Here is a 9562-nt window from a genome sequence, read left to right on the forward strand (position 1 = left end):
AGTCGCCCTCATCCACTGTGAAGTGGATATCCTTCAGTGCTTCTACTTGATTGCCCTGAAAACGGGTCTTGTAAATCTTTTTTACGTGTTGTACATCTAATAAACTCATAACTTCTCCTTTAAAATCCTAAGTACATTTCTTGAGCCGCCTGATTGGCTTGGCATCCGAATTTCGTCCATTCAATTTCTTTTTGACTTGGCCGAATGGAATATTTATCTTTCTTATGACTTATTTTAAATAATTTCATTCTAAACACTTCTTTCTTTTGATAATCTTATTCTACCGAATTTGCACTCGGCTTTCCATAACCTAACCTTACAATCTTACTTCTAATCTTACATTTTTGTCATCTTTGATTTTTAATCGTATAAAGAGAAAGTTTTGATAAACTTTCTCTTTATAGAAGCTGGAACTTAATATTCCTTAATGACTATACTGCAACCAGAAGTAATATTGACTAGAGGCACAGCCTAAGCGAGTCTTCTCGATTTCTTCTTTAGAAATCTTTTGTGCTTTTAGAGGACGTTTGTCTTGGTTAAAAAGTTTAGTTTTCATAGTGGGCCTCCTTTATAACATTTGCTTTTATCAAGAGAAACTTTCTTTCCCTTTCCTTTACACTTATAAGGATACAGCTTTTTTAAACTCGCTTCCATAACTTAACCTTTCATTTGGGCTTTTAAAGCTTACAATTTTGTCATCTTTCAACACAAGGAGTCAATGTGAACCTTATCTTGCTAGACTCAGCTTACTAGAAGTGCTGTAGTTACATAAAAAAGATCAGGGATAATTCCCTGATCTCTTCGTCTAGTTCAACGGATTGTCCTCTTACCTAATCATTAAATCTCAGTCTTCTTTTCTACGTTTCCTTGCAGCAAGACCAGCGCCTAAGCCCAAGAGAGCTAAGCCCGTGGTTATCGTAGCTTGATCTGACTGACTTCCTGTATTCGGTAAGTAACCTTTTTCGGTTGATTTGACTTTTTCTGCTTGAAGCTGCACTGCTTCAGATTTAGCTTTTTTATGCTCTTCTTTCACAGCTTTGGTGCCTTGAACTTTTTCTTCTAGACTCTGATCTTTGCCTTGCCCAGAAGTTTGTGAATAAGCTTTATAAGTATCTTGTGACTTTGTTTTCTCTTCTGAAAGGGCTGTTCCCACTTCTAGAATCTGATCTTGTGCTTCTAATTTATTGTAGCTTTCTTTAAGAGTGCGCTTGCCATTTTCAAGTTCGACTAAGTTCACACGAATACCTTTACGGCCTTCTTGGATGATACGCGTTTGACCAGCTGGAAGCATATGATTCTTTCGCTCTTGCACTTGGAAATCAACCTCTTCTTCCTCTATCAGAAGCTCTGGTCTATAGAGAACCAAATCTTTGATATCATCTTCTGGAAGAGCTGTTCCTTTCTTAGTGCCGACAAGCAGGACACGATTGATAGGATCTTGAACTACTTCTCGTAGTTTTTCTGCTCGCTGACCATCTGGAGCAACTTCAGTAAAGATTCTTTCCTTACCATTTTGCCCCTCTTCTTCTACACGGGTTTCCCCAAGGTAGAGATTGGCATCTTCTTTTTCAATTGTCTGATAAGGAAGTTCTTTTTCTTCGACTTCTAGACGTGGAAGTTCTTCTTGAACTGCGGCTACTACCTTACCAGCAGTAGCTTTTTCTTCCGTCAATTGAATACGGTATTCCTTAACCTGCTTACCACTCTCAGACAGAAGTCGAACCAAGACTGGCAAACGATTATCTCCACTATCTACAACAGTTGAAGCCACTTGGTCCTTTTCTTCTACTGTCACTTTAGGACGTTGACCACTGTAGGACACTTGATATTCCAAGCGTTCTGCAGAGAAGTCTGGAAGTTCTTTGCCATTAAGTAAGATTTTTGATTTTGTACTTTCTTTAGGCAATTCACTTGGTGCCAAGAAAGTCATCTCAATCAAGGCAACTCCATTCTTATCTGCTTTTCTATCCATTCTCCATCTCATAGCCTTGGATTTCACAGCATTAAAGGTTGCTGTCAATTCTGTACCAGCCTGGATATCTTGATTCATATTATAAGGAACGGACTCCCAGTTATCAGGATTGTTAAACAAGTGGTTTGATTCATAAGCTCGATAGTTTGAATAATAGGTTGGAACATCAAAGTCTGGGCCAACATAACGCTCTAAGACTAGTTTAGACGGAGCATCTGTACCGCTATCAGCAAAGAAGTGCAGTTTGGCTTGATTGACTGTTCGTTCGATAATTTTACCGTTTTCTTTGAAGATAACACCTACCGAAACATCTGGATTAGCTGATGGTGTCGCTGACCAATTTGTCCAACGGCGGCTCTCATTGAGGTCCCCGTCGTTGATATAATCCACTCGATCATGAGAATCTGGATCAGCATCATTTGTCTCAGATGCAAAAGCCTGATTGCTATTTTCATCATAGTAAGGATTGTCTGATACAGATTCGCCTAACTTATCAGTCACTCGGACTCTTAGCTCGACAGGTAAGTCGCTTCCAACCAGACGACCATGAACAGTAAACTGCCCAGCTTTTGATAAGCTTTCAGCTGGAACAGGTTCCCATTCGACAGCCAAATCTTTCACTTCATAGTCTTTTTCCCCTGTAAAGTAAACAGGGACCTTGCTTGGTAGCTCTAGATTTTGACCTAGTTGGAGCAGGCGAGCTTGTTTTACTGTCGCTATTGGTTTACGTGCCAATAGATCTTTATCATTTGTAAAGTGGATGCGATACTCACCTAGAATATCTCCATTTTCAGCCTTGACGATAACGCGAACAGGATCTCCCTCGCGGACACTTGGTACGACAGTTGCCAGACCATTATTGCTGACACTTGCGGTTACTGCATCCGCCTTTCCATCCTTAGCTTCTAAATAGTAGTCTGTTAAGTCTGGATTAAAGTTTGGCAAATCTTGTCCCGCCACCTGTATTCTAGTCTGTGCTTGCTTAGCTGGAGCAACTTGTTTCGAGAAGATTTGAACTTCTGTGATAGAGGTTCCAAGTTTGTCATCTGCTCTCACCATACGAATACGAACAGCATAGGTATCTACCTTATCAAAGTTAAAGTGATTCATTTCACCTGCTTTAAGCTGATCTGGAGCTTTCAGATTGGTTACAGGTTTCCAATTGCTATCATCATTAAAGACATGTTCTTCGCTTTCTACAAAGCTAGGATTTTTTGGAGCTGTTGGCGTAGCTTTACCAACATAATATTCAATCACATAAGACTTAGGTGCCCCTACCCCGTGATCTTCATGGAAGGCTACATTTAGATTGTCTACTGACCGTTTAGTCAAGATACCAGAATCTCCAAATAGTACCCCTACCGAATCTTCTTCACGACGGTTCCAGTTAGTCCAACGGTTGGCTGGCTGATCCGTATAAGAGATCACTTTATCATTAACATTAGATACTAAATCGCTCGGGTTAGAATCTGAAGCAAAAGCAAGTGGCAATTCTGAACCTGTCCATTGATCAGAGATGTTAGCACCATTTTCTGTTTGAGCAGATACTCGTACATGAAGTTTGGTTGGTAAAGAACTTCCTTCCACCTGTCCTGACACAGTAAAGACGCCTTCTTTTTGATATTGACTAGGTGCAATAGGCTCCCAAGTAACTTTTGCTGACGAAACCTGACCATTTGAGTGGTAAGTCCGTACACTCTCTGGCAAGTGTGGAGCTTCTGCAATCGGTGTCGTAACACTGACTTCTTCGACTGCAATGATCCCTTCAACAGAAACTTTAGCAATGGCTTTTTGATCAATACCTTCGACCTTTCCTACTACTTCAAAAGTATGGTAGCGATCAAGTTCCTCCTTAGCCACTGCTTGCCAAGTAACCTTATGAACTTTTGGAAATCCTTTGTCGTACTCAACAGTAACAGTGGTTGGAAGATTTGGTTCTTGATGCAAATCAGTTACCACACTAACAGGACGAACGGATTGAACAGTTTTATTTTCTGTATTAGCCTGAATCGTTAAGTTTACTTGACCTTCTGCTCCCTCGTATTCAGCTTTGAGTGTGACAATTCCAGGCTTGTGTAATTCAAGCATTCCTTTACGAACAGCAACCTCTCCCTCGCCTAATGTAGAGAAGGCAACCTTATCCGCTTGTAAGATAGCCTGAGTACCGTCTTGATAGTGAGCCAAAACAGTTAATGGAACAGTCTGGTCCTCTTTTAGATGATTCGCTTGCTCAACTTGTAAGCTCAAACGTTCAATTTTAGGAGCTTCTTCTAAGAACTGAACGGCATAGGTCTGTAGGGTACCGCCATCCTTAGGTTGAACATAAATGCTGGCCCGCAACCCATTTGCAACACTAGCTTGAACAACTGTGACATCTGCATTTTCAGCAGTCGCGGCTACTAAAGGAAGTTGAGATCCGTAAGCAAGACTATGGTAATGAACTGGTTTCTGACTAGTTAGACCTGTTACAGAATCACCGTCAAGAGTTACAGCTGGATTCACAGGTGCTTCTGCTTCACTATCTGTCACCAGTAAGGTTGCTGATACCTTTGTACCTGCAAGTTGCCCAGTCATTTGAATGCGGGAACCTGGAACAGAAAGTTTGTCCTTATCTTCTGGTGCAATTTCCCATTTATCCACATCATAGTGTTCGAGACTACCATCAGTTAATGCAAGAGCAACTGACTTATCTACAGTACTCAAATCTGTCCCTGGTGCTACTCGTTTGATAACTGGCAATTCTCTTTCAACGGCTAAAACTTCAACACGTGCTTCTACCTGACGGCCTTCTGCCTCTCCTTTGACAGTCACAATGCCTGAATGACTAACATCTGCTTGTGACCAAGTCACAGGCTGTTCAGCCCGGCTTCCGTCACTGTAAACAAAAGGAACTGTCGCTGGCAAGCTTGGAGCTTGTCCCAAAACTGTACGAACTTTTGGCACTTCCGTCCCTAACACTGTCTTTTCTTTCTGATCATCCTTTCCAGTGAAAATAGTCACCTGGTCCGATTTTAGTAAATCAGAATGAGCCGTTAAGGTGAATTTCCCTGCCTGGTCTGTTGATTTGACAATGGCAACCCCTTTACCATTAAAGGCTTTGCGAATCCAAGAGCCGTCTGCTTGTTCCTTGTAACGTTCACGGCTAGCCTGTTCTCCATTATCTACTCCGACTAGCTGACCTTGTCCATGCAATTGGAAACGAACGAGGTTATTGGCAGTTGGCACGACATTGCCGTCACGGTCTACGATTTCATAGTAGATATAGGTCAAGTCTTTTCCATCTGCTGCAATAGCGTGCTCTTCCTTGACCAAGCGTACACCTGCAGGTTGACCTGCTGTTACAATCTTATCTCGGGCAATTTCTTTACCTTGATCATCACGAGCTACTGCTTCCAAAGTCCCTGGCTGATAAGCTACTTTCCACTCAAGGTAGAGTTCGTGAGGATTTGCCCCCTCTTGATAGCTACGGCCGTCACTTGTCTCTTTTTTGTTAAATTTCTTGATTCCCAAAGATTGGTTGTTCAAGAATAATTCAACACTAGCAGCATTGGAGTATGCACGGACTGGTATTTTATTTTCAGCATCTGCAACATTGTCTGCTAATTCCTGATCTTCCCAATTCCAATGAGGAAGCAAGTGAACCATTGGTTTCTTCTTGGCAGAAACCCACTGACTTTGGTAAAGGTAATAGTCGTTTTTAGGAATCCCAGCTGTATCCACTATTCCGAAATAAGAACTCTTTACAGGAGTGCTGTTTTGGTTGTGCCAAGGAGTTGGTTCACCGATATAGTCTGTTCCTGTCCAGATAAATTGTCCTGCGTAACCAGCATTATCTCGGTCAAAAGTCCAAGAAGCTGTTGCCGTTTTACCCCAGCCAACTCGGTCATTTCCATAGTCCGATTGTTCATAGTTTCGCCAAGACTGATTGCTTCCAACCCATTCTTGCTCTGGATGGAAATAGCTACCACGTGTACGAGTCGCAGAAGACGTTTCAGAACCATAAATCAACCAATTTGGATGTTTAGCACGCAATGTTTTGTAATTTTCTTCTGAATAGTTAAAACCAACTGCATCTAGCTCATCAGCAATTTTTTCGTGACCACCACTACCATCACCGAAGCGGAATTTGTCTGCCCCCATCGTCACATAGCGGGTTTTATCAACTGACTTGATAACCTTGACCAGACGTTTAACAGTCGCTAAAGAATGAGCATCTCCATTAGCCTCACCGATTTCATTTCCGATAGACCACATGACGATAGCTGGGTTATTTTCACCTCTTTCTACCATTGTCCGCAAGTCATAATCAGACCATTTTTCGCCCTTTTTGGCCTCTGGGTGAGTGGCGTCTTTTTCAAAGAAACGACCGTAATCGTAAGGCTTCTTACCTCCATACCAGGTATCAAAAGCCTCTTCTTGGACTAGCAATCCCAACTCTGCCGCAATCTGCAAAGTCTGTTCACTAGCAGGATTATGGGTCGTACGAATCGAATTGACCCCCATTTCCTTCATTTGCTTGAGACGACGGTACTCAGCCTTATAGTTTTCTTCTGCTCCTAGTGCTCCGTGATCATGGTGCAAGGAAACCCCGTGAAATTTGATCCTCTGACCATTCAAAGAGAAACCTTCATTAGGAGTCCAGTTATAATAGCGATAACCAAACAAGTCTTTCTTAGCGTCAACAAGCTGACCATCACGATAAATCCGTGTCACTAGCTCATACAAGGCAGGCTTATCATTCAGCACAGTCCACAGCTCTGGTCTTTCAACTTGTATCCTTGTCTGAATTGTACTAGTCTCATGAGCTTTCAGTTTTTGACTGGCAGTACGAATCACTTCTGTTACAGCTTCCCCGCCTCGTCTCACAATTTGGTATTCAGCTGTAATTTCATGATCTTTATCATCTGTATTAGAAATCTTACTGCTGACAAGAGTGTCTACCTTTCCATCTTTTTGATTTTCCAACTGAGGAGTCAAGATGGTTGTTCCGTTCTTTTGAACATGAACCTTATCTCTGATAAGAAGAGAAACGTCACGGTAGATTCCACTTCCTGAATACCAACGACTGCTTGGTTGCTTGTTAATCACATGAACAGCAATGATATTTTCCCGGCCATCTTTGTGAAGATAGTTTGTAATATCGTATGAAAATTGATTATAGCCATTTGGATAATGACCAACCAGCTGGCCATTCACATAGACTTGCGAATCCATATAGACCCCATCAAAGGTCAGACGTACATTTTTATCTAAATCCTTTTCATCTAATTTAAGGGGCTTGCGATACCAAGCGTCTCCACCATTAAGTTGGCCCCCTTCATTCTGTGCAGGAGAGTCATGATCAAAGTCAAAGTGGATACTCCAGTCATGAGGTAAGTCTAATTTTTTCCATGAAGTTATATCGGCCTCATCTTTTATTGCTTCCTTAGCATTAGCGTTTAATTTAAAGTGCCAATTCTGATTAAAATTGACCTTTCTATCCTCAATCATTTGACTCACTTCCTCCTCAGTAGCAGATTTCACCTTATCCTTTTCTGATCCTTCTTGGGCAGAGGACTCGCTTATTTCTTTCACTTCATTTTTTACTGATTCAGAAAACTCTTTTTCTACCTTAGGACTAGGTGAATTCTCTTCTGTTTTCTCTGGAAAAGTTTCCTGTGTTGAAAGAGCTGGACTAGCATCTGGAGCCTCAGATGATTCACTAGTGGCAACTGCCTTATCAGAGTGCTCTTCCTCAATCTTTCCTTCTTCTTTGACGCTTTCAGCACTAGCGTTAACGGCCACTTCTTCCGCATAAACAGGGTTTCCTGCAGAAAGACTAGCTCCAAACAAAACTGCACAAGTTCCAATAAGCACTGAGCATGCACCAACAGTAAATTTTCGGATGCTATAGACTCTTTTACGATTCCAATATCCTTTTTCCATAAGGTCCTCCACCAAGTAACCGCTTCCATTTTTATAGAAGCAAGCTATTCCTATAGTTTTCTTCACCTTATTTTATAAAACAAGTTGCATAATCTCAATACGAATGAAGCCGTTTTCATATTTATGAGTGATTTTTCTAAAATTAGGAGAATCATAGAATTCTCTTCAGCTATCAGCAATTTTTATCTGTTCAGTTCTGTCACTTATTTCTGATAAAAAAAGTAAAAGTCATAAAAAAACAAGCGTCAATTTTCATTGACACTTGTTTCTTGTTTTAGTTTTTAAAACGAGTCCCGTAATAAACTCCCCATCCAACAATCATAGTTAAACCAAGGGCAAGAAGTGTAAAGCTAAGCTCTGTACCTGTTAATGGTAAAGTTTTCTTAGTCTTATCTTTTTCTTGTGGTTTTTCTGAATCTTTTGGATTTGTCTTACCAGGATCTTTAGGATTTTTCTTATCCGGATCCTTTGGTTTTCCATTGCCTGGATCTTTAGGATCTTTATTACCTGGCTTATCAGGTTTATTTGGTTTGTTTGGTTTGTTTGGTTTATTTGGGACACTTGGAATTGTTGGAATACTTTGGTCTGTTACTACTAACTTCCCATCCTTGTACTCTACTGTGTTTCCATTAGCGTTCAAAATTGTTATCGTTCCGTCGAAGTTCACTTGGAAAGTGATGTCTTTAACAGCTAGGTAACCAGCTGGGGCTGTCGCTTCATGGAAAGTATATACTCCAGGAGCTAATTCTAAATCATGTGATTTGTTTACTTCTGAAGTCCATTCTGCTACAGGATTACCAGTTGCCTCGTTGCCTCGGAAAATTTGAATTTGTGCACTACCAATTTCGGTACCGTATTGGTTGATCTTACTGAAAGTTACCTTACGTGGAAGATCATCATCTTTATCGGTTACAGTTACTTTAGAACCATCGGTTACGACCTTGTTGTCTTCACCCTTAGAGTCTTTTTCACCAACGTTTGTCACTTCCACTGTACCGTCATGTTTGACTTGGAAAGTGATGTCAGTCACCTTGAGGTAACCGGTTGGTGCTGCTTCCTCATGGAAGGTGTACGTACCTGGTGCCAAGTTCAATTCTTTAGACTTACCAGCTTCAGATGTCCAGTTTTCTACTGCATCTCCTTCAGCTTTCTCGCCCTTATAGATCTTGATCTGAGCTCCTGCGATTTCTTCTCCACCAAGGCTAACCTTACTGAAGGTAATCTTACGTGGGAGGTCATCGTCTTTATCGGTTACAGTTACTTTGGAACCATCGGCTACGACCTTGTTGTCTTCACCCTTAGAGTCTTTCTCGCCAACATTGGTCACTTCCACTGTGCCGTCGTGTTTGACTTGGAAAGTGATGTCAGTCACCTTGAGGTAACCTGTTGGTGCTGCTTCCTCATGGAAAGTGTATGTACCTGGAGCCAAGTTGAGATCTTTAGACTTACCAGCTTCTGAAGTCCAGCTTTCTACAGCTTGACCTTCTGCCTTGTCGCCTTTGAAGATCTTGATCTGAGCTCCCGCGATTTCTTCTCCACCAAGGCTAACCTTGCTGAAAGTTACCTTACGTGGGAGGTCATCGTCTTTATCGGTTACAGTTACTGTTGAGCCGTTAGTTACGACTTTGTTATCTTCACCCTTAGAGTCTTTTTCGCCAACGTTTG

At 41.4% G+C, this 9562-nt stretch carries 4 protein-coding genes and 1 pseudogene; all 5 read right to left on the reverse strand.

Features of this window, described 5'->3' with window-relative positions:
• Window positions 1-109: pseudogene (locus tag HMPREF2780_RS10310) on the reverse strand (ABC transporter ATP-binding protein); the annotation flags it as partial.
• 10 nt (window positions 110-119) lie between these two features.
• Window positions 120-248 (reverse strand): hypothetical protein, encoded by a 129-nt coding sequence (locus HMPREF2780_RS11855; RefSeq protein WP_260470079.1) that lies wholly within the window; start codon window positions 246-248, stop codon window positions 120-122.
• A 176-nt stretch (window positions 249-424) separates the two neighbouring features.
• The gene (locus tag HMPREF2780_RS11860; protein WP_008809422.1) at window positions 425-556 is read right to left on the reverse strand and encodes a hypothetical protein; all 132 of its coding nucleotides are present in this window, start codon (window positions 554-556) and stop codon (window positions 425-427) included.
• A 288-nt stretch (window positions 557-844) separates the two neighbouring features.
• Window positions 845-7897 carry an LPXTG-anchored adhesin/beta-galactosidase BgaA gene (gene bgaA / locus HMPREF2780_RS10315; protein WP_105026567.1) on the reverse strand — a complete coding sequence of 2351 codons (7053 nt, stop codon included), beginning with the start codon at window positions 7895-7897 and terminating at the stop codon, window positions 845-847.
• A 274-nt stretch (window positions 7898-8171) separates the two neighbouring features.
• Window positions 8172-9562 (reverse strand): SpaA isopeptide-forming pilin-related protein (locus HMPREF2780_RS10320; protein ID WP_158672310.1); only part of this gene is annotated, 1391 nt, incomplete at its 5' end.

Source organism: Streptococcus sp. HMSC062B01 (assembly GCF_001811085.1).
GTDB classification, from domain to species: domain Bacteria; phylum Bacillota; class Bacilli; order Lactobacillales; family Streptococcaceae; genus Streptococcus; species Streptococcus gordonii.